The sequence below is a fragment of the Coleofasciculus sp. E2-BRE-01 genome, from assembly GCF_040221695.1.
In the GTDB taxonomy this organism is placed as follows: domain Bacteria; phylum Cyanobacteriota; class Cyanobacteriia; order Cyanobacteriales; family Coleofasciculaceae; genus Coleofasciculus.
The window spans coordinates 23,105-45,940 of record NZ_JAVKEA010000170.1; the positions used below are offsets into that span (position 1 = coordinate 23,105).

Annotated in this window: 20 protein-coding genes and 1 pseudogene; 8 read left to right on the plus strand and 13 right to left on the minus strand. The window is 45.9% G+C overall.

Annotated elements, in window-relative coordinates:
• Positions 1-543: 543 nt before the first annotated feature.
• The 3 genes from RIG66_RS20865 to RIG66_RS20875 all read left to right on the plus strand — a co-directional run bounded on the left by RIG66_RS20865 (position 544) and on the right by RIG66_RS20875 (position 3,206).
• Entirely contained in the window at positions 544-2,166 is a 1,623-nt protein-coding gene (locus RIG66_RS20865; RefSeq protein WP_446380671.1) for a TM0106 family RecB-like putative nuclease, read from the plus strand.
• 158 nt (positions 2,167-2,324) lie between these two features.
• On the plus strand, positions 2,325-2,576 hold the full coding sequence (locus RIG66_RS20870) for a hypothetical protein (RefSeq protein ID WP_071777185.1): 252 nt from the start codon (positions 2,325-2,327) through the stop codon (positions 2,574-2,576).
• Positions 2,577-2,960: 384 nt separating this feature from the next.
• Positions 2,961-3,206 carry a ChaB family protein gene (locus tag RIG66_RS20875; RefSeq protein WP_446380655.1) on the plus strand — a complete coding sequence of 82 codons (246 nt, stop codon included), beginning with the start codon at positions 2,961-2,963 and terminating at the stop codon, positions 3,204-3,206.
• A 162-nt stretch (positions 3,207-3,368) separates the two neighbouring features.
• On the opposite strand, the gene RIG66_RS20880 is transcribed toward RIG66_RS20875, so the two are convergent.
• Both RIG66_RS20880 and RIG66_RS20885 read right to left on the minus strand, forming a co-directional pair.
• The gene (locus tag RIG66_RS20880; RefSeq protein ID WP_446380656.1) at positions 3,369-4,172 is read right to left on the minus strand and encodes a hypothetical protein; all 804 of its coding nucleotides are present in this window, start codon (positions 4,170-4,172) and stop codon (positions 3,369-3,371) included.
• A gap of 112 nt (positions 4,173-4,284) precedes the next feature.
• Positions 4,285-4,551 carry a hypothetical protein gene (locus tag RIG66_RS20885; protein ID WP_446380657.1) on the minus strand — a complete coding sequence of 89 codons (267 nt, stop codon included), beginning with the start codon at positions 4,549-4,551 and terminating at the stop codon, positions 4,285-4,287.
• Between the two features lie 323 nt (positions 4,552-4,874).
• Between RIG66_RS20885 and RIG66_RS20890 the strand changes: the two genes are divergently transcribed.
• Positions 4,875-5,072 (plus strand): DUF2283 domain-containing protein, encoded by a 198-nt coding sequence (locus RIG66_RS20890; RefSeq protein ID WP_446380658.1) that lies wholly within the window; start codon positions 4,875-4,877, stop codon positions 5,070-5,072.
• A gap of 122 nt (positions 5,073-5,194) precedes the next feature.
• Here RIG66_RS20890 and RIG66_RS20895 read toward each other — a convergent pair whose 3' ends face one another.
• The 6 genes from RIG66_RS20895 to RIG66_RS20920 form a co-directional block, all read right to left on the minus strand.
• Positions 5,195-5,836 (minus strand): Uma2 family endonuclease, encoded by a 642-nt coding sequence (locus tag RIG66_RS20895; protein WP_446380672.1) that lies wholly within the window; start codon positions 5,834-5,836, stop codon positions 5,195-5,197.
• A 437-nt stretch (positions 5,837-6,273) separates the two neighbouring features.
• Entirely contained in the window at positions 6,274-7,338 is a 1,065-nt protein-coding gene (locus RIG66_RS20900; protein ID WP_446380659.1) for a fatty acid desaturase, read from the minus strand.
• Positions 7,339-7,533: 195 nt separating this feature from the next.
• Positions 7,534-7,782 (minus strand): hypothetical protein, encoded by a 249-nt coding sequence (locus RIG66_RS20905; RefSeq protein ID WP_446380674.1) that lies wholly within the window; start codon positions 7,780-7,782, stop codon positions 7,534-7,536.
• A 226-nt stretch (positions 7,783-8,008) separates the two neighbouring features.
• The gene (locus RIG66_RS20910) at positions 8,009-8,521 is read right to left on the minus strand and encodes a methyltransferase family protein (protein ID WP_446380673.1); all 513 of its coding nucleotides are present in this window, start codon (positions 8,519-8,521) and stop codon (positions 8,009-8,011) included.
• Positions 8,522-8,540: 19 nt separating this feature from the next.
• Positions 8,541-9,203, minus strand: coding sequence for a class I SAM-dependent methyltransferase (locus RIG66_RS20915; protein ID WP_446380660.1), 663 nt, complete (start codon positions 9,201-9,203; stop codon positions 8,541-8,543).
• Between the two features lie 118 nt (positions 9,204-9,321).
• Positions 9,322-10,674 carry a transporter gene (locus RIG66_RS20920; protein WP_446380661.1) on the minus strand — a complete coding sequence of 451 codons (1,353 nt, stop codon included), beginning with the start codon at positions 10,672-10,674 and terminating at the stop codon, positions 9,322-9,324.
• A gap of 215 nt (positions 10,675-10,889) precedes the next feature.
• Here RIG66_RS20920 and RIG66_RS20925 point away from each other — a divergent pair, with 215 nt between their 5' ends.
• Positions 10,890-11,861 (plus strand): alpha/beta fold hydrolase, encoded by a 972-nt coding sequence (locus RIG66_RS20925; protein ID WP_446380662.1) that lies wholly within the window; start codon positions 10,890-10,892, stop codon positions 11,859-11,861.
• 220 nt (positions 11,862-12,081) lie between these two features.
• On the opposite strand, the gene RIG66_RS20930 is transcribed toward RIG66_RS20925, so the two are convergent.
• A complete protein-coding gene (locus RIG66_RS20930; RefSeq protein ID WP_446380663.1) occupies positions 12,082-13,146 on the minus strand; it encodes an anthranilate phosphoribosyltransferase family protein in 1,065 nt (354 codons plus the stop codon).
• A 236-nt stretch (positions 13,147-13,382) separates the two neighbouring features.
• Here RIG66_RS20930 and RIG66_RS20935 point away from each other — a divergent pair, with 236 nt between their 5' ends.
• On the plus strand, positions 13,383-13,586 hold the full coding sequence (locus tag RIG66_RS20935) for a hypothetical protein (protein ID WP_006105971.1): 204 nt from the start codon (positions 13,383-13,385) through the stop codon (positions 13,584-13,586).
• A 98-nt stretch (positions 13,587-13,684) separates the two neighbouring features.
• Positions 13,685-14,122, plus strand: coding sequence for a hypothetical protein (locus RIG66_RS20940; RefSeq protein ID WP_446380664.1), 438 nt, complete (start codon positions 13,685-13,687; stop codon positions 14,120-14,122).
• 182 nt (positions 14,123-14,304) lie between these two features.
• On the opposite strand, the gene RIG66_RS20945 is transcribed toward RIG66_RS20940, so the two are convergent.
• On the minus strand, positions 14,305-16,206 hold the full coding sequence (locus RIG66_RS20945; protein ID WP_446380665.1) for a ferredoxin--nitrite reductase: 1,902 nt from the start codon (positions 16,204-16,206) through the stop codon (positions 14,305-14,307).
• Between the two features lie 256 nt (positions 16,207-16,462).
• Here RIG66_RS20945 and RIG66_RS20950 point away from each other — a divergent pair, with 256 nt between their 5' ends.
• Positions 16,463-17,659 carry a HEAT repeat domain-containing protein gene (locus RIG66_RS20950; RefSeq protein WP_446380666.1) on the plus strand — a complete coding sequence of 399 codons (1,197 nt, stop codon included), beginning with the start codon at positions 16,463-16,465 and terminating at the stop codon, positions 17,657-17,659.
• A gap of 274 nt (positions 17,660-17,933) precedes the next feature.
• Here the strand turns inward: RIG66_RS20950 and fdhD are convergent, their stop codons facing one another.
• The 3 genes and pseudogenes from fdhD to RIG66_RS20965 form a co-directional block, all read right to left on the minus strand.
• Positions 17,934-18,779 (minus strand): formate dehydrogenase accessory sulfurtransferase FdhD, encoded by an 846-nt coding sequence (gene fdhD, locus RIG66_RS20955; protein ID WP_446380667.1) that lies wholly within the window; start codon positions 18,777-18,779, stop codon positions 17,934-17,936.
• Between the two features lie 21 nt (positions 18,780-18,800).
• Positions 18,801-21,045, minus strand: a pseudogene (locus RIG66_RS20960) (FdhF/YdeP family oxidoreductase).
• 245 nt (positions 21,046-21,290) lie between these two features.
• The gene (locus tag RIG66_RS20965) at positions 21,291-22,667 is read right to left on the minus strand and encodes a DNA phosphorothioation system restriction enzyme (RefSeq protein WP_446380668.1); all 1,377 of its coding nucleotides are present in this window, start codon (positions 22,665-22,667) and stop codon (positions 21,291-21,293) included.
• Positions 22,668-22,836 lie beyond the last annotated feature (169 nt).

Genomic DNA, 22,836 nt, shown 5'->3' on the forward strand with positions numbered 1-22,836 from the left:
TTGAGAGCATTTTGGGGGAGTCCATGTATCAAGGGCGCGCTCATCACAGATTCCAGCGTGGGACTTATAGCTCCCCCAAACCCCCTCACAAGTTAAGTTTTGAGGACAGTCGGAAAAGGTTGAGAAAAAATAGCACCGATGTCAGCGAAGTTCGTAGGGTTGGAGGGGTGTTTACAAAATTTAATACAGTACCGTTTTCTTGGTTCCATTTTACCCTAAGATGAGCGGCTCAAGTATTTCTGCTACGCTGCACTAGCGACTCCGTACCTACGTCGCCCCGCTATCCCTCCCTGTGATGGCGCGTGGAGGACGGGGATTCCCGCGATTCATGTTGAGTTTTAATTGTGTAGGGGCGGGTTTATGAATTTTCGCACAAGCTATTAATGATAACGTTTATTCAAAACCCGCCCTAACCGAGTTTTAAGTTATGAGTTTTGAATTATGAATTTAAAGTCCTTGTTCCCTGTGCTACGAAAAATGACGGAGCGTGCTTGGCGCTTCGCGAATATGAGCAATCACCAATCCCCCATCCCCAATGAAGCTATGCTGCTGACGGATGAATTGCTCCTCTATTACAAACGCTGTCGGCGTCGAGCGTTTCTCGATTATTATGGTGATCCGAGTCAAAAAGATCCGCCCCAAGATTTTCTACTGAAACTGCGCCAAGATAGTTCGGCGCATCGGCAAGCTATCCTCAAAAGCGCAGAATTCGAGGGAAGCTATGGTTCTGCCGGAGAAAGTCCGCTCCTATCCTTATTACCGACTGGAGCAAACCTGACACCGATACAAACCCCTAACTATGGGCGAGATGATTGGCAAGCGGGAGCGCAGGCGACGTGGGAGTTGATGCAGCAAGGAGTCGATTGTATCGCTAAGGGACTTTTGTTCCGGCAAACGGTTGAGGGAGTCACGCTGCTGGGTTCTCCTGATTTATTGCTCAAACAGCCAGGACACTCGATTTTCGGGGATTGGATGTATGTTCCCGTCTCGATTAAATTCGGCAGGCGGGCTAAGGCAGATTATCAAATCATCGCCGCGTTTCATGCCCATCTTTTGGCTGAAATACAAGGAAGTTTGCCCAGTCAGGCGTGGTTAATTTTACGGCGTCAAAATGCTTACTCGGTGACTCTGGATAAATGGCTACCCTTGATGCAGGCGGAGTTGGCAGACTGTATTCAAACTCTGCAACAACCTCAAGCGCCGGAAGTCTTTATCTCACGGCAAAAATGCGGGCTTTGCCATTGGCATAGTAGCTGTTATGCGATCGCGCAATCTCAAAAGCATATTTCGTTGATACCCGGTGTTACGCCAAAGCGCTACCAGAGTTTACAGGAGTTAGAGATAACGACGGTAGAATCCCTTGCCCAAGCTGAGATTAGCACCTTGGCTTATGAGTTTGGCAGCGAAGTGGCGTTAAATTTAGTGCAACAGGCTCAATCGATTCAGCACAATCGGGTAATTCTGCGTCAGAGAGTTGAGCCAGCTAGAGAGACTCCACCATTCGACAGGTTGACGGAATCGGAGAACAATGCCAATGGTGCTGGAGTTAATTCTTACTCAGAGTTTCAGCCTTCGATGGGATATACGGATCGATTACCCCAAGCCTCTGTCGAACTCTTCTTTGATATCGAGGCTCAACCCGACTTAAACCTGGACTATTTACTAGGTATCTTGGTAGTTGATCGCTCCACCAATACCGAGACATTTCACCCCTTCTTGGCAGAACATCCCGACGATGAAGCCCTGATCTGGCAGCAATTTTTAGAGTTGGTGTGGCTCTACCCGGATGCTCCCATCTTTCATTTTTCGGATTATGAAGTCGAAACGGTCAAGCGCTTAGCTAAACTTTACAAAACCCCATTCACCCAGCTACAGCCCTTACTGTCGCGCTTTGTCGATGTTCATCAGCACGTTATGAGTACTGTTACCTTACCCGTGGAAAGCTATTCGCTCAAACATTTAGCGCGGTGGTTAGGCTTTGAGTGGCGCGATGCGGCGGTAACGGGTTCTCAATGCGTCTGTCTCTATGAGCAGTGGTTGACAACAGGCGATCGCACGGTACTGGAGATTATTCAACGCTACAATGAAGATGATTGCCGTGCTACTTATCACTTGAAGGACTGGTTATGCGGATTTTTGCAGGCAAATGCTTCCACCTCTGCCTGAAGAATACGAAGTTATGCAAAGATTTCTGAAAAAAACTGAACTGGTTATTAATATTACAATTTTCTCTAATCAATCAATGTTAGCGTAGATAACATTGAGGGTTTCGCAGTCGTTGAATCGGATGGAAGCCCTCTAGGAACTTTTAAGAGGTGATCGCTATGCTTCCAATCTTCCTGATTCTTTTGCTCAGCGCCATCGCAAGTCTCTGGCTGTCTTTACGCGCCTCTCACGAAGTTTCCCGGGTTTTAGCTATAGGTAGTGCTATATTTTGCTTAATTTTTGGGTTTGCTATGGCACCATGGGCTATTCAGGTTTTGATTGTTCTGTCGCTTCTGGGCATCGAACGGTTATATCCCTTCCGGAAAACAGCCGCTGAATTGGTTACTCTTTCTCCGACCAAAAGACGATGATTTGTTTGTTGAGGTCTACTCCAGATTATCATGCATTCAGCCAGGGAGTCTACTCTCCCAATCTATAACAGAAAAAATTTAATAAATGAATGCCCCAGTTTTAACGCTGGGGTATTTTGATCTGAACTTTCCCTAGGACATCGGTCAAGAAACTTTGTTTGTGTAGCAGCGATTTTAATCGCCATGGCAAAAAGTTCGCTATAAACGCCAGATTTAGCGAAGGAAGTATGTCAACCAATCAAAGATTATGGATGTAGCAAAACCCGTCCTCTTTTACCTCCCCCATTATAGGTAGAGTCGTATATACAGCTACAGAAAGATGATTTTTGAGAATCCCTTTGATTTGCTAGTAGACGTGACCCAAATAACTCACGGAAAATAATTATGCCTTATCAAAACATCGAAGAATTACCAAACGACGTAAAAGAACAACTTCCTCAAGGCGCTCAGCAGATTTTCTGTGCTGCCTATAATAGCGCATCTCGCGATGGACTCAACGATAACCAAGCCCATCAAGTGGCATGGAATTCGGTTAAAAACAGCTACGAACAGAGTGAACATGGTCAATGGCAGCACAAAGCCGAAGGTGGTGCTGGTATCAGCTCTACAGGTACGATGCCTGGTGCCTAATTACCTGTATCCCCTACTTAGATGATGTAATAGCGAAGCATTTGGGTAATAGCTGAGGAGCAAAAACTCAGATTCTATGCCCATGTTTCATTTTTCCCCGTAGGAAGTTGTAGGTTGGGTTGCAGCAACGAAACCCAACCTATCGTTTACTCAACTGATGCTCTAATCGGCACTGGCTACCAAGCCATTGCCACTACCAACATATTTAATCACTTCAACGCCATTTTGTTCCAAAATCACTAACGGTTCCTGATTTTTACCTAATTCAATACGCTTAACCTTTACTGCGCCATTCAACAAAGAATCCCCCGCCCGCACATAGCGGCTGGTTGTGTTCGCTGACGCCTTGACAATTGCATTCCATTGTCCCTCAAGCTGCATCACACCACTCACTTTTGCCGCATCAGCCAGTTCAGTAGAAGGGGCGGGCGGTTCCTCAATAACGGTTGTCTCGCTAGGCGCTGGAGACGGTTGAGGCTTGGGTTCTTGAGTTTTAGGGGCTGGGGGTTCAGGTGATTTTTCGTTCGCGGCGGGAGTGGGAGAGGATTTAGTCGGAGAGGGTTGGCGTTTAGGTTCTGAAGTTGGGGAAGGTTGAGTTTTGGCTGGAGTTTCAGACGCTTTTGGCTGGGAGGGTTGCGTTTTAGCTGGTTGAGGCTGAGTCGGTTGAGTTGTCTTTGTCGGAGTAGACTGTTGATTCGGTACAACCTTAACCGTACTAAACGGATCTTGACGCGCTTTAGCAACAGGTATCTCAATCAATCGGCTCGACGGAATCAGTCCGGCTGGTGGTGGAGGAACTAGGGTTTTGCTTCGATTGTTGGCAGTTTCAGCTTCAGGTTGTGTCGGGGCTGTAGCTACAGATGATTCAGGTTTTGGGGTTTGACTGACTTGGTTATTTTGACGGGTGCAGCTACTGACGAGCAGAGCAACTAGACCTAAACCAGCGATCCACCGCAGCTTATTCATGGCGATTACCTGAGTTCTTTTCCTTAAGAATAGCCTTTCTGAAGATGGAAATCTCTTGCTTACAGCTTAAGCGATCGCACTCAGCTTAGGGTATTCTTTGGCGATATCTCGGCTATAAACCAACCAAATCAGCATCAACGCCCCTATTATCAGATCCTGTCAGATAGCATACATCAGCCGTTCCAGAATGGCTGGAGTTGGAGAACTCTTGAGGTGTGGCTTTGTTCTCAACGTCAGTGTTCTGGTGACTGGGTAAACCACTTTGTAATTCCAGAGCGATCGCGATCCACTCCGATAGAGAAACACCCACGCTGTCAGCTTGTCGCTTCAAGGCTGCATATACTTCATCACTCAGTTCTAGCTTGACAACGTGGCTCACGGCTATGTCCCTCAACGATTGCTATGTAACCCTAGAGTAACATTTCCCAAAACTTCATGACTTTGATTGATACCCAGCTTTTGCTATCTGAAATTTTTCCTAGACGGCTTTTAAATTTAGTGGCGGTTGCAGGGTGGCAATTGGGGTAACTTGCTCTGTTGGGTTTCGGCGAGTCAACCCAATCTACATCTGCGCGATCGCACATTCACTTCCACATAATAGAACTACCAAGTACAATTTTCTTTACTTCTTGAATATTGTCTACCGAGAATACGAATCATTCATTGTAGTTATCACACTATATCCAGGTAGGAGAAGTCGTTATGAAAAAAGCTAAATACAGTAAAGATGTCGATGCCCTTCTGATTGAGCTGTCCGATGATGATATTGCTTATGCAGAAGATGAAGGACAAGTAATTATTCACTACTCAAATAATGAAAAGTTAGTGTTAATTGAAATTTTAGATTTCAAGCAATTTATGTCTCAACAGATTATTGCTGAACTTATTTCAACGTCTTGATTGACTTTACACAGAAATATAAAATCTAAAAGGTTTACTGGATAAAAAAATTAGTCGGTTTTAACCGACTTGAGCTATAAGCCAAGAACTTGAGTTCTTGGCGGCGGGTAACATGGGCTTACTCAAGCTTGAAACTGCGACAACAACCAAGCGCTCACTTTACCATGATTCATTTGCCGACTACGCCGAAAGGCTTCTTCCAATAGAGCAATCTCTAAACCAGGAAACACCTGAGACTGGTAAATTCGCCGACTCCCGCCATTTTGAATCTCAAAGGCGATAACCTGAACATTTTTGACATCAATAATCCAATACTCGCGAACTCCCAAGGATTCGTAGAGGAGACGTTTCTCTCCTTTGTCATCGGCTAAAGAAGAATAGGCAACTTCAATAACTAAATCAGGGGGTGGGTAGGTATCGAGATTGATAATCGTCGCTTCCCAAGGGACTACTTCCGCGTTGTCACCGACATAAAATGAGACATCCGGTTGGGCTTCCTCACAACCTGTCTTACGATACGTGCAGTTATCATGACCATCAAAGTCAATCTGATTGAGTCCTGCAAAGAGGCAGACGGCGTGAATAACGATAAGGTGATCACGAGAATGGGGGTTACCAAGTGGAGACATCTCTAGCCTCATGCGTTCGTTATAGTAGTAGCCTTTCGCTTTTTCATAGGCTGGATCACTGATTGCCTGAAGGTATTCGTCCCAAGTCGCATTGACCCAGGTATCGGTTGGTAGTTTGGCTTGCAGTTGACTCATGACAACCTTACTTGTGGCTCGCGATCGCTGATATTGTAACTTAATACGAATGGCACGTTCCTTAAGGATGGTGGGCAATGCCCACCCTACTAGCTTGGCAAGCTTAAAACAGTGGTCAAGTATTTTATCAAAACCTTATGAGAGTAGCGATCCAGAAAAATTTTACCCACAACTTTAAGCTTGCCAGCCTACTACTGGCGTGACCCACCTAAAATGGTGAAATAGATTTGGTTCGTAGTGAGGGCTTTAGCCCTCTCCAGCTAGGCGTTAAAGCACTTTAGTGCTTACTACAAACAAAGTCCTATTTTAACCCGGTCACGCCACTACTACGATCAAGGGTTTCGGCGATCCTAAAATGCTTGTTGAGTGTGCCATTGAACTTAATACCAGATCCCCGACTTCTTCAAGAAGTCGGGGATCTCAGAGTTTACTCAGTATTAATTGTCTCCAGCCAAGGCTTTTCGATAATCCTTAAACGACTGATAGCACTCCTGTTGACTATAGAGGTGACATTGGTCGGTAATCTGTTTCATCAACGACCAAGAAAAACGGCATTCACGCAATTCATCCCCCCAATTTTCCTTGAGAATCCGATGCGCTAACCGCAAATTATAGGACGGAATCGCACTGGAAATGTGATGGGGAATGTGAACATTAATATCGTGGCAGAGAAACTCTATCCAACGGGGATAATCACAGTGAACCGAACCAAATAGTTGAGCCTCTGCCTCATTCCACTCCGGTTCTGGGATAAAGGGAATATCGGGTGCTGTGTGGTGAACAATGGTAAACGTACTCATCCAGAAATGGTAAACAACCCAGGGAAGTAGCCAGAATTTGATCACTCCCCACACACCTACTGTGGCAAAGAGTAAAGGAAATGCAACAGCAGCAAAACCAATAACCAACAACGCGGAAAACTTGACTTGAGAACGCTGTTTCCCCTGGAAATTCCCCCAGTTAAAATGCAGTAAAGCCCAGTGGAACATCGAACCAATCCACCACAATCGACTTCGTGTTAGTTGGTAAAACAACTTAACTAAAATAGGGTGGCTGGCATAATACTCTATAGTAAAAGGTTGCCATGCATTATCTTCGCCAAGCTTATTCGTGTGGGCGTGATGGTGGTTATGGAGAATGCGCCAGCTATGAAAGGGATAAAGTAAAGGTAAAAATGCCAGGTGTCCAACCAAATCATTCACCCAACGGCGATTGGCAAAGGAACGATGACCACAATCATGACCGATCACAAAAAAGCCAGTCAATGCTGTACCCGTGAAAATCCATAATAGTGGTAAACAAAACCAGGGCGCGATCGCTAAACCCCCATAGCCTATACTCACCATTACAATACTCACCAGAACCACTGTCCAGGCTTTGCGACGGTTTTTCACAAACACTTCACGCGGTAACGTTCGCAAAATGTCTCTTAACCGTAAGGTCGTTGTAACCCTTGTCAAGGAGTAAGGGGAATTTTGTTCTTTGATTGTCGATATAGTCATGAAAGAATTTAATACATGAGATGTTGATGAATTGCGAATAGTCAGGCAAAAAAAATCCTGCCCAGCCGTCTATTACTGGCAGATAGAAGGGTATCTCCTTGTGCTTATCCGTCAGAGTTGACAAAACTTAGCACCCCAAGAATGAGTTCTGGGGTGCAAAAACAGCATGAATCAAACCAAACACTACTGTTCCCCTTAATTATTGGCGTCGGATTGCGCCGCAGCCAACCGTTGTTTTTGGAGGATTTGGAGCTGCTGCAATAGTGAATCTACTTCTGCTTGCAAATGTAGATACTTGACTTGCTGATCAGCCTGGTAAATCGACTTCATTAATTTTATCAGGCGTTGGTCACTCGTGCTGGTTACCATCCCGCGATCGCTCTCGGTTGCAGCTTCCCGATTCGGGTTTGGTGGACAGACTACACTAGATGAACGATTTAGCATTCGTTAAATAGTTATTTTTACTTACTCACACCACAGGCTATTGTATCTTGAACATCAAGTTTTGTTGCATCATATAGGTCAATTTTATGACTGGCTGAGGTATTCATTATGAAAGCCAACAAGCTTGATAAGCTGGAACCCCCATCTGTCAAGTGTTTTCCTCTCGCTCTTGCAAATAACGTTAGCCCGGATGGGAAGTTGGCTCTGACCACGGTGACACAGCCTTTCAGTATAAACCAGGAATCAGTTTTTTGACTCGCTGTTGATAGTCGATGTATTCCGGATACTTCTGAGTTAACCAAGTTTCTTCCCGTCTAGCTTTGATATCCAAGAAAATCAAGAGGATCACCGTCGCTATGAGGTGGGAAAGACTTAGCTGAAAGATTGCCCAACCTAAGCCAGCAAACACTAAACTACTGTAGAGGGGATGGCGCACCAGACTGTAAACACCCGATCGCACCAGTTGTCCGTCATCTTTGGGATAGGGTAGAGGGGTGAGATTCTCTCCTAAATCCTGTAGTCCTTTGAGAATAAAGACTAATGCCGTTACCTCTAATCCGATGAGGAAACCCCAGCGCAGATAAAACAGAAGCGGAGTGTTAATCACCCAACTACTGGGACGGTAAACGGGTAGCAACAGGAAACCAATAATTAGGATAGCCTGTAGCAACACCAGGTATTCGCCACGTTTACCCTGCCGCCATTCCCGCGTAAATCCCCAATCTCGTAAACGTTGCATCATTGGTGATAACTCCTGGTTAAACTCCTTGTTGGTTGTCTTGACGCTGGGCGATGACAGCATAGAAAGGATCACCCCCACCAACCCCTAGCATCTGGAACAAACTGGGAACTGGAGAAGAACGGGCAATCACTTCGGGAGTACCAAATCCGGGTATCGACTGAAAATAACCCTTGACAAGTTGCACACGACTGGCTTCAGTTCCGTCTCGCCATGCCGCGATCGCTTTTTGGAAGAACATGCGGTTGGAAAAGCTGATAATGGCGATACCACCGGGTTTGAGGATGCGGTGAATCTCCTGAAACACGGCATCAGGGTATTGGAGGTACTGAATCGAGACACAGTTAAGAACCGCATCAAACTCTTGATCGGGCAACGGTAACTGAGGATTTTTATTCAGATCCTGGACAAAATAATGATTTAAGCGGGGATTGCGTGCTAGTTCCTGTTCATTCATCCCATGTCCCTCAATATGGGCGAATTCCATGTCATCGGGCAAGTGGGACACATGACTACTCATCATATCCAAGATGCGAGTATGGGGTTTCAGGCGTTCTCTATAGAGTTGAGTAAGTTGATCCAGAAACCCAGCATCAACATGGGTGACAAAGCGAGGGAAGGAGTAAAACAGGGTATCGTCGGTATCGTCTAGTTTCGTCCGTTGGTTGGATTGCAGCAGCATAGTCGTTAGCGGAAAATAGGATGCTATCTCTTAGTTTAAGAAAAATTACGGAATGTTAAGGATACGCATCCCATGACTGTTTACGGTTGTGATCTGATCGCCTTTGAGGGAGTTAGCCCTAAAAAACGGCTTGCAAACCAGCCGTCAACCGCCAATCCGTTTCAAGCTGCGGGCCATCCAGAGAACGATAAAGAGGTAATTCAAACTCAATCGCCAACCGACTTCCCTGGAGATTACCACTAGGAGCATAGAGATTAACACCAAAGCCTAAATTTAACTGGGTGCCACCGCGTCTATCTGGATCAGCCGTAGGAATCATCATCGGATTCAGACGAGAGTCAGATCCATCAATATTTCCCCACGTCTGACCATTGAGACGAATTGAGGTACTCAGCCAATCTGTCCACTTATAAGCCGTCCAACCCGTGAGCATCAGTTGATTACCGAGTCGATAATCATTACTATTTTCACCCAAGCGCAGCGTCGCGATCGCTTGGCTGCCCCAAGACCAATTGTTACTCTGACCTAAGTAAGTAATACCGGGTAGTAAGTCAAAAGTGCCAGAACCGATCTGCATGGGATAGGGTAAAATCTGGTCATCACCTGCTGGGGTATTGTCTCGCTCCTCAATTGAACCTGTGGGGAAACTCATGCCGATATTCAAGTGCAAGCGCTGTTGGCTTTGATCTAGGACTTTGTAAAGTGCTGTGAGTTTGATATCACCGAAGCCTTCTGAATTGGTAGTAAAGCGCACGCCGCGACGAGTGACATGATCCATTTCTTTGAAAACATAAGGTACCATCGCCATCAACGTCAGGTCATTGGTTGGTGCATACATCACCCCCAGTGCGTGCATTTGCATGGTCATGCGTACCGGAGTCACGGGAAACTGTTGCAAAACCTCGGCATCGCTGAGGTTATCTGTACCCTCCCGATTACCGTCCATGTCCATAAACCGATAGCGGTAGGAGAACATCCATTCTCCAGCACTATGGGTATGATCACCCATTACGCCAATAGGAGCATGTCCATCGGGTCGTCCTGAAGTCCATTGAAAGGGTTCTATTTGATTATTGCTATCGGCAAATTGGACGTTTTGATCGTCTAAATTAAAGATTGGCAACGGAGTTAGAACTTCAGGAGTGGATTGTCCGGTTGATATCTCATCGAAGGAAATGGGATGGCTCAGATCCGCTGAAGTTTTTTCCGGCAAGTCTAGACCACTAAGCGGGTTAACCTGAGCCTCTCGCTCATGTTGGGGAGTCAATGAACGTTTGTCCCATCGATCATAATGTGCCTGTTGTCGATCTATAAGATCTATAATCGGATCAATTTCCCTAGAGAAATCTACATTAGCTGGTTTGGTTTCCGATTGAATTTCCCACGTTTGTGAGATTGTATCGGGAATTGGTAAGAATAGTTTTTGGTTTATCCTTGGCAAGGTTTGTGCATTCACGCTTATCGGACACATCCAGATAATTCCCATTATGACCCAACTGAATCGACGGTGATCTCTTTTCACTGAATCAACCCCTCGTTAACACAACGTATGTAAACAATGCCTGTTATTTTGGTTGGGGCTACAGTTTAAGTCAAAAGACAGGTTGTCAAACTTGATGGTGAAGGGTAAGATACGTGATCGCTGAGGGAGCATAGACCCATGAACCCTAAAATCTCCAATCGCCTATGCCTGTCTACGGTTGTGATCCGATCGCCTTTGAGGGAGTTACAGGTCAGCGTTATTGGTTCCATGAACCGTTTCACTTTACCGGAATTAGCGATATCGACGAACGGCTGAGTAGTTTCCCTGTTGCTGTCTTTTTGCCACAGAATCGACCTGCCGATCAGACACCGTTGGTGATTGGCATTCAAGGGATGTGTGCGCCTTATGGCTGGAATGCCTTTATTGTGCCAACGCTGACCCAGATGGGGATTGCTGTGGCATTATTTGACACACCCCTAGCAGGTGAACGCAGTTTCATGCGGACGTTTTCCGGGGTGGCGCACGTTGAAATTAAACCGCTTCTGGATCGCGGTATTTCCTTTGATACTCAACTGATGCTGCGGATGTTTAGTGTTACAGCGCGGGATATTGGCTTAGTGCGGAACTTTTGTCGCGATCGCTATCATCTGACTGATCCTCGGTTGGCGCTATTTGGTGTCAGTATGGGGGTTTTGTTTAGTGCGTTCGCCTTTACTACAGACGGAATGGGAGAACGATTACTGGGTGCGATCGGTCACGCTAACCTGCAAACCTTTGCCAAAAGCTGGGGGGGCTTTATTTTGCCAGAACTGGCTGCATCGCCGCTAGGGAGGTTAGCAGAAGCGTTGCTGGGGAAAGCTCAACCGGATCTCCAGAGTTTCGTTCCCCTCTTGCGAGTGGCTAATTCTCTCAAACATCCTGATCAGTTTGGTCAGGCTTGTAACCCGATGACGTATGCGGATCGGGTAGACTCTCATCGTCGGATTCGCTTTTTGGTGGGGAAGCGCGATCGCATGGTTAATGTCGCCGATGCCAAGGCTTGTGCCAAGCGATTTCCGAATAGTGATTGTTATGTTGTTCCGGGTATGGGTCACGGGACAAACGATTTCGGTTCTACGTTTACCGATCATGTTCGCTATTTTCTCGTGACTCAGTTAGCAGATTGGCGAGGTTAATGGGTAATATTATGTTCTGTGGAATACCCTTTTATCTTAAGTCCTGTTGAAAAGGAAATCGCGGCTAAACCAACAAAGTTCGCTTGACGAAATGAAGAAAAACTAGGGGTTTTGAAACCCGCGCAGGCGGGTTTCGTTTGTGTAGCTGCGGTTTCAACCGCCCAGTTATTTAAAAAGGACGAATGACGAATGACGAATGACGAATGACAATCTCCACCGTTCACTTTAATTGTGTCCACCTACTTACAGTAGACTCAATCTCAGCCAACTGCCGCTGAAGTGCGCCTGTGATTAACAAAGACTCCGCCTTGCTTAATCCATCTTCTAACGTCGGGCAAACCCCACAACGCCAGAGATAAAACCCACCATTCCAAATCACTGATTTTTGGAATTCTGAAGCTTTTCCGGCTAAAACATCCTTAATTTGTGCCAATAATTGTTCCTTTGACTCTAGAGGAACTTCCTTGCCTTCAAAGCCATAATCCCTAGAGTGAAGTTTCAGGCGTTGATAGGGTTCGCCATCTCCAGGTTTATGTGTCGAAATAATCGCTGTCCGTTCACGGGGTAAATCACAACTTCCCTCTAATCCCTTGATTAAGGTGTAATTCTTGACGCCTCGTAATCCTAATGTTCCCTGCATAAATTCTTCCGTTGGGGGATGGACAAACCCAGCCACGAGATGCACATTCCCCGCATAAGGAAGCCAAATTAATTCAATCGTGGCAAAGGGGGGACGCTTGCCAATCTGATCCCGATAATTCACCAAACGTTGAGTCGCCGGAAAATGATTAGGGGTGTAGATAAACCCAAAGCGAGTTATTTCTAAACCCTGATGAACTTGGGTAAGACTCAATCGGGTAAAATCGATGCCCAATCCTTGCCAAATTTCTACCAAGGGAATGCCATATTTTGTTGCCATACAGTCGCCGCCATGTTGAATTACCGGAACCCCTGAAGCCGCCAGCATCAGCGCCGTTAATAGAGTAACTGGGGCGGTTCGCGATCGCCCGTCGTAAGGTGTCCCCATTACCGTGACTATCGGATCACCAGATAACCGGGGTACTGTGCAACCTAATTGATCATACGCATCCAACATTCCCGCTAGTTCTTCACTCGTGGGGCGCTTAATGCGATGGGCAATTAAAAACGCCCCAATTTGAGCCGGAGTCGCGTCTTCATTCAAGATCATTTCTGTGGCGTTGGCGGCTTCTTCACGAGTTAAATCTTTGTGAGTATGGCTACCGCTACCCACTTTCTTTAACAGTTCTCTGAAAATAATACTCATAATGGGGGATGAAAAATAGGACGATGGGACTATGACGATAACGGTTTAGGACGATAGCAGATTGACAGAGAACCGTTCGTGATTCCTGAACAAAGATGCAACGACTTCGCCATTGAGTGAACGCTGTGAGGATTAGTTAACAAATCTACAATTAATTTTTATGTATTATTTGATACAGATTTTAATTTTAGTATATTCTGATACAAGAAGAGAATCGAGAATCAGACGGCACAGATATGCAAAATCCACAACCGCAACCCCCTCCAGCCAACCTCTCGGCTAGTGCAATTTTTCGCTATCTGCAACCGGGAATGTGGCTGAGACTAGAGGAACTCCCCAATCCATTTGCCCACTATGAGGCGTTGATACTTTCCCAAGTCTCGGATCATGAATGGCTGACTTGGATTCCGGAACATGGAGAATATCTGTTAGTGCTGTAGCCACTTCCAGCGAAAGGATCGCCTCCTCTAGCTAAGTTGTTCAGCCAATATCACCTCCATACAATGCTCAAACGTATAGAAAATTTGGAGTTTTGGTAATGATCAAGACTAAGCTTTCCCCCTGCGAGAGTTTACTCTATCACTGGATTCGGTTTCATACTAGAACCAATCATAAAGTAAATTTTAACTGGCATGACTTTCAGGCTTGGACAGCCGAATTCCTAGAACATTCAGTTAGCTTGAGCGAAGTTTACGCCGCGCTTACAGAGTTACATAAGCTGAAATTAATTACTGTCCAAGGCACCGAAGTTGCCCTAAATACGCCCCCAAGTCGTACACCATTAGAACTTTCACCATTACCCCACAAATTATTAACCACCCGCCGGAAACCCAAGTTTTTTTCCTGGGGTTCCCTGATGACGTTAATCTTTTTAGTCTTCTGGTTAGGCTCAGGTGTTATGTATTTTAAGTTGTATTCAGGAGACTCAAATCATTATACCAATCCTTATCAATTTTTGGGCGAAAAAATAAAATAATTTGGTTGACTTATTTAGTCAATCGGAGACAGAGCGAAACAAGGATGAATGGTGAAACAGGGTTATCCGAATGTAGGGGCGGGTTTCACTACTATCTTTTTTGACTTCACCCGAATTTCACTAAACCCGCCCCGATCCAATGTCCGAATTATTGGACAAACCAATGACATAAGACAAACGCCTTAGGCATCAATCACCACTTGTCCTTCAGGCACAGCACAACAGGTCAAAACCATGCCCTCCTCTAAATTTTCCAAGGCACTATACTCTTCGTCATACTTCACTTGACCTTTTAATAACTTTTTAACACAAGTCCCGCAAGTGCCAGCACGACAACTACTGTCGATTTCAATACCTTGGTTTTCAGCCATATCCAGGATAAAGTCCTGAGAATTAGCGTCAACCTGTTTCCAAGATTCCGCGAAAAATAGCTTTGTTTGAGCTTGATTGTCGTTAGTTTCTGTCTCAGATGAAGGTTGAGTATCCTCCGGAACATTCTCCTGAGTTTCCGGTTCCGGTTCTATAACAACTCCATCCTTAACTTTAGCATCAAAGTTTTCAATTAATAGATTCCGCAGAATCGGTTTTAGGTCATCGCAGGCAATTCCTTTTTCCAATACGTCTCCAAGTTGAGCATCTTTGCCGACTTTTCCTCCGGTATAAAGATTCACCCCTTCGACAGGCTTGCCATCTTTACGAACTTTCGTACCCATTAACCCAATATCGGCAACTTGAGGTTGTCCACAGGAGTTGGGACATCCAGTCCAATGTATCCGCACTCGCTCGGGAATATCTAATTCTTGATCCAGTTCTTGCGCCAGTTTTAATGCCCGTTGTTTGGTTTCTATGATGGCAAAATTGCAATAGCGATTCCCGGTACAAGATACCAATGAACGGGTAAGCGTAGAGGGATGAATCGGAAACTGCTGGAGTAACGGTTCACTCAGAAATGCTTCGATTTTTTCATTGGCAATGTAGGGAATAATTAAATTTTGTTCAACGGTTAAGCGAATTTCACCATTCCCATAAACATCAGCTAATCGGGCTAACTCAAACATGGTGTCGGCTGACAAGCGCCCGACGGGAACCAGTAAGCCAACATAACTGTACCCTGGTTGCTTTTGCGGATAAACCCCAATGTAATCTTTTTTCTCTTGGGTAATCTCATCCTCAGGCGCAGCCGGCAGGAGTTCTTTGCCGAATGTTTTTTCAACTTCCGCCCGGAATTTTTCTACGCCCCATTTATCAATTAACCACATCATCCGGGCTTTTTGGCGGCTTTTTCTTAATCCCTCTTTTAATCCGTTCTGAGTATAAACGGTGAGAATCGCACCACTCAAGTTAATCACATCTGCTTCATTTGCTGGAACCCATGCATTTAAGGGAATCGCTTCCACACAACGCTGGGCTGATAAATAACCGCCGACTAAAACATTGAAGCCTAATTCTCCATCCCGATAGGCAGGGACAAAAGCAATATCATTAATTTCCGCGTGAATGGAGTTATCTCGTCCTCCTTCGATGGCAATATTGAATTTACGCGGAAGATTCGTAAATGCATAATTACCTTCCCCGTTATTGGTAATCATGTCCTGCAATTTTTGCACCATGTCACGGGTGTCAATGATTTCGTCTGCATCAATTCCAGCGACAGGTGATCCGGTTAAATTCCGCACATTATCCATTCCCGTCTGCACACTGGTCATATTAATGGATTGCAGTTGACGGAAAATTTCCGGAATATCTTCTAAACGGACGCCTCGCAGTTGAATATTTTGGCGAGTAGTAATATCGGCGCTACCATCATCACCATAACGCTGCACAATACTGGCGAGAACCCGCATTTTCTCACTGTCCAGATAACCATTGGGTGTGCGTAAGCGCAACATGAATTTGCCGGGAGTCACTGGACGGAAAAAGACACCCAACCACTTGAGGCGGAGTTCTAAGTCGGTTTTATCAACGTTTTCCCAGCCAAGTTCGATTAAGCTTTCCAGTTCATGTTTAATGTCTAGCCCATCTTTCTCGGCTTTGGCTTTTTCCACTTTGTTTATTTTTTTTGATACGTCTTTTGTTGTAGTCATAGCGCTATTTTGATGGATTTTTACGGTTTTCGGTTCTACTAAAATTGCCCCTCTTAATTTCAGTAAGGTAAGCAAGGTTCAAGTGGTAAATTGTATATTTGGATACGCTTTTAAGTTGAATTTGAACAAACTGCATCATATAAATGCAATTTGTGAATTAAATGTTTATAAATCTATCAATTCTATGAAACGATAGGAAGAGTGAGGCTGAAGTGGCACACCATTCAGTCTGGGTGACGATGCAAGTGATCAAACAATGGACAAACTTCTTAAACAAGCCACAGTTGCCACAGAACAAGGGGATTGGTTGTCAGTCACTCAATGTTTGCAGCAATTACCGTTGGATGAGTGCAGCCGAAATCATGCCAATCCAGAAACCAAGGAATTGCCTCTCGGATTGGCGATGGCGTTAACGGTTTTGGAACAGGGAGATTTTCAGGCGCGTTGGGATATTGCCAAGGTTTTGCCACAATGGGGCGATAGAATTGTGGTACCGTTGATCGAGATTCTGGAAGATGAGGAGGCGGATTTAGAGCAACGGTGGTTTGCGGGGCGGATTTTGGGAGGATTTAATACGCCTGACGTGATTCGGACATTGGTGAAATTACTGGATCACAGTGAAGATGAAGAGTTAAGTGCGATCGCAGCTAGTGCGTTAGCCACTATCGGACATGCTGCGGTTGAGGCGTTAACTGATTTGTTGGTGAAACCGGAATCTCGTCTTTTCGCCACTCGCGCTTTAGCTCAAATGCATTGTGCAGAGGTGATTAATCCCTTATTAAGCGTCGTTCATGATCCAGATGTACAGGTGCGTGTTACCGCCATTGCTGCCCTGAGTCGTTTCCATGATGATCGCATTGTACCCGTTTTCTTGGTCGCGTTAAAGGATTATGCCGCGTCTGTGCGTAAAGAAGCGGTGATCGGTTTAGGCTTAAGCGCCTCCTCACAGACAGATTTCGAGACATTACCCTATCTGCAACCCCTGCTGTATGATCTGAACTTAGATGTCTGTCAGCAAGCCGCGATCGCGATCGGTAGAATCGGTACAGATGAAGCAGCCGAGGCGTTATTTCCAGTTTTGCGATCGCCTCTAACTCCTGTTCCCCTACAAATCACCGTCATTCAGGTATTGGCGCGGATCGAAACGGCGACAACATTAGAGTATTTACACCAAGCCTTATCCACCATAGCCGAAGACTCTATATTAGAAATCGTGCGCGTTTTCGGGCGGATTGAAACCCCGAATTTGAAATACCAAGCCGCTAAAATTTTGCTGGATTTCTTTGAGTCGGGACATCCCAGTGTTGAAACAACCGCCATTAAACAGGCGTTAGCCTACAGTTGGGGACAATTAGGAGTCGCTGACGCTATGAGTGCTTTATTCCAACTCCAGAATGATCCTCAATTGAGTGTCAGATTACACGCTAATGCGGCAATTAAACAACTCCAGTAAAAAGTGGTTAAAGTTCAGCTTGAACCAGCCGCTTAAGCGTAAGTAAGTAAGCCCGATGCCCGGAGTTCAAACTCCGGGCTAAAAGCTTAAGTCAGCTAAAGCTGACTGGATTGAGTGAGGTACTCCAGATCACCGACTTCTCCAAGACGTCGGGCATATTGTTTAGATATACTGTATTTCATGAACTTGAAATATGTTGTAAAGAGTTGGCATAAAATAGTTTTATTCTCAAGCCTACCCAAAAATCGGTTGTATATTTTTGGGGCTAACCGATTTACTTCTCCTCAAAATGTATCCGTTCCTTTCCTGTATAAATATTAAATCGTTTTCCGCGCAAAAATCCGACTAAGGTGATGCCAAACTCTTTGGCTAAGGCAACCGCTAAACTGCTGGGTGCAGATACCGCACAAACAATCGGGACACCTGCGGTTAGACATTTCTGTACTATCTCAAAGCTAGAACGTCCACTCACCAGAACAATGTGGTTGGTTAAAGGTAATTGATTACTCAAAAAAGCAGCGCCAATTAATTTATCCAAGGCGTTGTGGCGTCCCACATCTTCTCGTACTGAGAGTAATTTTCCTTGGGTGTCGAATAAGGCGGCGGCGTGTAATCCTCCGGTACTTGAGAAAATCCGCTGGGCGGTGTGTAATTGTTCGGGTAAACTATAAATAATATCTGGACTAACGGTTAATCCGGCTGAGATAATTGGACATCCCCGTAAATGTAGGGCTTCTAGACTGGCTTTCCCACAAACACCACAGGCGCTGGTGGTAAAAAAGTGGCGTTCTAAGGGTTGTAAATTAACCGATAATCCCGGTCGAAGTTTTACATTAACAATGTTGTAACGCTGTTCCCCATCGACATCCGGATCAACACAATAACTGATCTGCTGAATATCATCGCGATCGCGCACCACTCCTTCAGAGTACAAAAACCCCGCCGCCAGTTCAAAATCTGCCCCTGGTGTTCGCATGGTAACGGCTACCGTTTGCGGGGGAGAGACAAGGCGAATCTCTAAGGGTTCTTCCGTCGCCACCTGATCTTGGCGCGATCGCACATTCTCCTTCTCCACCACCCAAACCCTGGTTTTTGTCTTACTCCCCATCGCCATTTTCATGGTTGCGCTAATCGTCTGCGTTCATTGGACTTTTTCTAACCGTACCAGGGCATTATAATCAGGAATCGCTACTTCAGGCGATCGCTTATTCTTATCTAAAAGTATATTCCCTTCGGGCCAATGCACTTGCAGGTTCCCGGGTTTCACCGGTGCCGTACACACTCGTGCCTTCAACTCGCCAACTTCATTTTTGAGAATCACAGCATCCCCATCTTTTAACCCCAACGCAAGCATCCACCGCACTCATTAACACCGCCTCACGCACTGCACCCGTAATCGCATCTTTCTTTTCCTGCACCATACTATTAAACTGCTTCCCGCGTCGGGTGGCGACGAAGAAACATCCCTCTGGTAAATCTCGTTGTGGTGGCGATAACGGAGTAAACCGCGCCTTCCCATCGGGTGTGGGAAAAGTCCAACCAAAACAAAGATGAGAACCCCCATATTGAAACTGATCTCCCGCTTCTTTGAGATGTTGAATCCCCGCATATTGGGGAATGATTTGGGCAATTTCTTGGCGAATCGCGGCGGTTCCGTCGAAGTTTAACGGCGCGTTTCCGTCATTTTCTGCGGCTAAATCGGGACGAACTCTCCGTGCCAATTCCATGAATACTTCCCATTCTGGACGCGCTTCGCCAATGCGATTTCCCTGAACTTCGGGACTGAAAATGACTCGTCGTTCTGTCGTGGTTTCGGTTACGCCTCCTGGCACTTCATACCGAGTGGTGGCGGGGAGTAGAATTACCGTATCCGCCGGATCAACTAACATTTGGCTAGAACAAATAATATCCTGATGCACCCGCAGAGGAACGCGCTTTAATGCCGTTTCCACATAATCGGGTTCGGGTAGCACTTCTAGGAAATTTCCCCCCACCGAAAACAGGACATCCAACTCTCCCGCATAAGCCGCTTGAATCATTTCTGATGCGGTTAATCCTGGGGAGGTTGGCATCTCAAATCCCCATTTTTCACTTAACTGTGCTGCATTTTCTGAGGTAATCGGCTTACCTCCAGGGAGTACCGTGGCGTAGCATCCCATTTCCGCCCCCCCTTGTACTCCAGAATGTCCGCGAATCGGCATCAAGCCACAGCCTTCTCTGCCGACAAAGCCTTTGGTTAGTGCTAGATTAATTAGCGATCGCACGTTATCTTCGCCACATTCATGCTGGGTAATCCCCATACTCCAGACAAAGACAGCCTTGTTCGCCTCGGCAATCATCTGGGCAAATTCATACATCTGATCACGAGATGCGCCAGATAGCGGTTCGAGTTCCTCCCAGGATTGGCAGTTTAGGCTGGCTTTTAAGTCCTCAAAGTTGCGCGTATAGGTGTTGATAAACGAGTGATCAACCCAATCATTGGCGATTAAATGTTTCAGTGTACCATTAATAAACGCCATATCCCCGCCCATATTCACCAGAAAAAAGTCTTCGGCAAATTTCGTGCCAAATAAAGCACTTTCGGGAATCGACGGCACCCAATAGCGTTCCATCCCAGGTTCCTGGTAGGTATTAATTACGACTATTTTTGTTCCCGCCTTTTTTGCCCAGTGGAGATACTTCACCGTGACGGGTTGGTTATTTGCCACATTAGACCCAATGAAGACTAATAAATCTGTCCCAATCCAGTCTTTATAGGAACAAGTTGTCGCGGCTACTCCTAATGCATTTTTCAATCCCGCCGTACTCGGAGAATGACAAATTCTCGCTGCATTATCAATATTATTGGTTCCCATTGCCCGCACCGCTTTTTGGGCAGCATAATAGGTTTCATTAACGGTACCGCGACTGGTGAGATAAAAGCTGAGTTGATCGGGTGTCGTGGTGCGAATGCGATTGGCGATAACATCCAGGGCTTCTTCCCAACTCAGCCGATGAAATCCTTTCTCTCCCCGTTGACGCATCATTGGATAAGGAAGTCGCCCCATCTGTCGCAGTTCAGCACTTTTTTTGCCCTGCAACTGGGATACATCTGCCAGGATTTCGGGGTCAAAAGCGGGCATTGTATTCATCCGCAGTAGTCGCAACCGGACATTACAAACATGAATCCCCTCTAATGTCCAGTCTTTCATCCCCGTAGTGCCTAACGCACAACCATCGCAGACGCCTTGGTTGAGGATATCCCAGGCGTAGGGAAGTTGATCCCGATTTTCCCAGATGGCGCGAAATACTTCCCAGTAATTATTCGGGTATTGTTCGCCGATACCGAAAGGTTTCCAGGTTGCCCAGTGTTCAGGCGTCCAGCGCTTTTTAGGTTGAGGTAACATGATTTGGAGTGGTGCTAATGCTTGCTATTCTTTAACGCTACCATTTTCCTATTCTAATCCGATAGTTGGGTTCGGTCTATCGCCTTTCCACTCGATCATCAAACCTAATCCTAAGTATGTCGGTGTCAATAAAGCTATCTATATTAAGTTCAGTAAATAAACCTCAAATCCTTACAAATGACAAATGACAAATGACAAATGACAATCTTCACCGTTCACGTTAATTATGTCCACCTAGCTTAGGGTCAAATGTCCAGCAATCCATACCGTTTCTGAAGTTGCAGCAATTTTAGTCGGGCTTCCCCTGCATTATCGGCTAAATCAGCAAACTCTAAAAACCGTTTCAACTCTTTTTTGAGCAAATTCCGTTCCACCTCTAACGTTTCACGTCCTAAATCTGGAGGGAGAACAATCATATCAAATAAAGTTGCCCGTTCTTTATCAGGATGTGGGCGCAAAATCCGCCCCCGCCGTTGAATAAACTGGCGGGGATTTCCACTACTAGCCAGAATAACAGCGGTTTGAATCGCTGGAATATCTACCCCTTCATCAAGACAGCGAATCGCCACCAATCCTTGTAATTTCCCGGTTTCAAATTGACGACGTAATTCCTCTCGTTCGGCTAAAGGCGTGTCTGCTGTATAGGTGTTAATCCGATATCCAAGTTCACTTCCTAATAACCGGGTTACGGCGGCTAGTTGACGAGTGGTTTCCTGACTTACACTGCCTTCAACTGAACCATCTCCACAATAAAACAATGTGTGATAAGTCTCTAATCGTTCTGCCATTAACTGTTGCAATGCGGTTAACTTGTTAGCCGCTGACCCAATTAAACGAGCGCGTTGCATTAATAAGGCAGTTACAGTATCATTATTCTGGATATCGACACCTTCATTATCCATTAGTGCCCAGCCAATGCGTTTAGTAAATTTGGCATAAGCGATAGATTCAGTTTCGGTTAATTCCACTAATATTGGATAGTAGAGATAGTGAACTAATGCGCCTTGGTGAATCGCATCCGCTAAAGTTAGTTCAGGTTGCAAAACTGAGCCAAAATAGTTGAATAAGCCGTGGGTTCCTTCTTCATCAAAATAGCGTTCTGGTGTGGCGGATAGGGCAAGACGTAAGCCAATGTTGCGTGGTAAACTCTCTTCTAAGCGTCGAGACCCTAGGTTATGGGCTTCATCACCAACAATCAAGGTTTTGGGGGGAAGGTATTTGAGTTGAGATTGTAACCCCTCTGTGATCAATGTGGCGTTGGTGGTGATAATTGTCAGAAAAGATTGATTACCCGATTGTAAGTTATAAAGGGCAGTAGAGAGTTGATTTTGCCAATGGCGTACATTTTCAAATGCCAGAATCGGTTCTAAGTTAAACGTCTGACATTCTCGCGCCCATTGGGTAACTAGATGACGATAGGGGCAAACAACCAGTAAGACTTGTAAGCCGATTTGGTGATAGAGTTGGGTTGCGATCGCGAGGGCGGTAATTGTCTTGCCACTCCCTGTTGCCATCTTCAGCGTACCGCGTCCCTGATTGCTAAACCAGTTGGTTATCGCTTGTTGCTGGTAGGAACGTAGGTGCAGTGATGGGGGTATCCGGGGACAGCCTGGTGATATCATCTCTTGAAGGCAGATGGCAGAGGGGAAGCTGGGGGAGCTGGGGGAGCTGGGGGAGCTGGGGGAGCTGGGGGAGCTGGGGGAGCTGGGGGAGCTGGGGGAGCTGGGGGAGCTGGGGGAGCTGGGGGAGCTGGGGGAGCTGGGGGAGCTGGGGGAGCTGGGGGAGCTGGGG

Bases quoted from the DNA above. Each gene is read 5' to 3' on its own strand.
- RIG66_RS20865 (WP_446380671.1), top strand. From the start codon at position 544: ATGCTGCTGACGGATGAATTGCTCCTCTATTACAAACGCTGTCGGCGT.
- RIG66_RS20870 (WP_071777185.1), top strand. From the start codon at position 2,325: ATGCTTCCAATCTTCCTGATTCTTTTGCTCAGCGCCATCGCAAGTCTC.
- RIG66_RS20875 (WP_446380655.1), top strand. From the start codon at position 2,961: ATGCCTTATCAAAACATCGAAGAATTACCAAACGACGTAAAAGAACAA.
- RIG66_RS20880 (WP_446380656.1), bottom strand. From the start codon at position 4,172: ATGAATAAGCTGCGGTGGATCGCTGGTTTAGGTCTAGTTGCTCTGCTC.
- RIG66_RS20890 (WP_446380658.1), top strand. From the start codon at position 4,875: ATGAAAAAAGCTAAATACAGTAAAGATGTCGATGCCCTTCTGATTGAG.
- RIG66_RS20895 (WP_446380672.1), bottom strand. From the start codon at position 5,836: ATGAGTCAACTGCAAGCCAAACTACCAACCGATACCTGGGTCAATGCG.
- RIG66_RS20900 (WP_446380659.1), bottom strand. From the start codon at position 7,338: ATGACTATATCGACAATCAAAGAACAAAATTCCCCTTACTCCTTGACA.
- RIG66_RS20905 (WP_446380674.1), bottom strand. From the start codon at position 7,782: ATGCTAAATCGTTCATCTAGTGTAGTCTGTCCACCAAACCCGAATCGG.
- RIG66_RS20910 (WP_446380673.1), bottom strand. From the start codon at position 8,521: ATGCAACGTTTACGAGATTGGGGATTTACGCGGGAATGGCGGCAGGGT.
- RIG66_RS20915 (WP_446380660.1), bottom strand. From the start codon at position 9,203: ATGCTGCTGCAATCCAACCAACGGACGAAACTAGACGATACCGACGAT.
- RIG66_RS20920 (WP_446380661.1), bottom strand. From the start codon at position 10,674: ATGTGTCCGATAAGCGTGAATGCACAAACCTTGCCAAGGATAAACCAA.
- RIG66_RS20925 (WP_446380662.1), top strand. From the start codon at position 10,890: ATGCCTGTCTACGGTTGTGATCCGATCGCCTTTGAGGGAGTTACAGGT.
- RIG66_RS20930 (WP_446380663.1), bottom strand. From the start codon at position 13,146: ATGAGTATTATTTTCAGAGAACTGTTAAAGAAAGTGGGTAGCGGTAGC.
- RIG66_RS20935 (WP_006105971.1), top strand. From the start codon at position 13,383: ATGCAAAATCCACAACCGCAACCCCCTCCAGCCAACCTCTCGGCTAGT.
- RIG66_RS20940 (WP_446380664.1), top strand. From the start codon at position 13,685: ATGATCAAGACTAAGCTTTCCCCCTGCGAGAGTTTACTCTATCACTGG.
- RIG66_RS20945 (WP_446380665.1), bottom strand. From the start codon at position 16,206: ATGACTACAACAAAAGACGTATCAAAAAAAATAAACAAAGTGGAAAAA.
- RIG66_RS20950 (WP_446380666.1), top strand. From the start codon at position 16,463: ATGGACAAACTTCTTAAACAAGCCACAGTTGCCACAGAACAAGGGGAT.
- fdhD (WP_446380667.1), bottom strand. From the start codon at position 18,779: ATGAAAATGGCGATGGGGAGTAAGACAAAAACCAGGGTTTGGGTGGTG.
- RIG66_RS20965 (WP_446380668.1), bottom strand. From the start codon at position 22,667: ATGATATCACCAGGCTGTCCCCGGATACCCCCATCACTGCACCTACGT.